This is a genomic window from Neisseria sp. HMSC056A03 (genome assembly GCF_001815685.1).
GTDB lineage: Bacteria > Pseudomonadota > Gammaproteobacteria > Burkholderiales > Neisseriaceae > Neisseria > Neisseria subflava.
In genome coordinates, this window is the sequence record NZ_KV821576.1 from 1 (window position 1) to 441 (window position 441).

The 441-nt window shown below is 33.8% G+C and carries 2 protein-coding genes; both read right to left on the reverse strand.

All coding sequences use genetic code 11. The annotated features are described in order from the left end of the window. On the reverse strand, window positions 1-185 hold a 185-nt coding region (locus HMPREF3052_RS00315), incomplete at its 3' end, for a hypothetical protein (protein ID WP_210399493.1). A gap of 1 nt (window position 186) precedes the next feature. Beyond that, complete coding sequence (locus tag HMPREF3052_RS11705) at window positions 187-345, reverse strand: hypothetical protein (RefSeq protein WP_168165933.1); 159 nt, start codon at window positions 343-345, stop codon at window positions 187-189. Between the last annotated feature and the right edge of the window lie 96 nt (window positions 346-441).

Genomic DNA, 441 nt, shown 5'->3' on the forward strand with positions numbered 1-441 from the left:
AAGTATGGATTTCCCCAATCGCAGCAATCTGATTCGTCTTCGGCTTCAGGATTTATGTTTTCCCACCATATTTGGCAGGGTAATCCGTTTACAGTTCCTTTTGCTGTGTATGCTGTATCTTTCCAAGTTCCGGTTGCTGAGTTATTAAAATATGCTTGTTCATTCAAAGTTAAATTAAGTTCCATTTTAAATTTCCTTTATTTTGGATTTTACCCATTTTGAAAAGTCCTGTATTTTTTCGGCTTTTTCTAATAGGTCTTTTTCTGTTTCAGTGTTGAAAGAAACGCGTTTTGAGATTCGCTTTGCTTCGTATTTAGTGTTTGCTTTTTTCTTTGGGTCTGTCATTTTGTCCTTCGTTTTGTGTTTCGATGTTGTTATTATACCGTAGCTACGATATAAGTCAATAAAAAAGTTTACTTAATAATCAGTAACTTACGATTT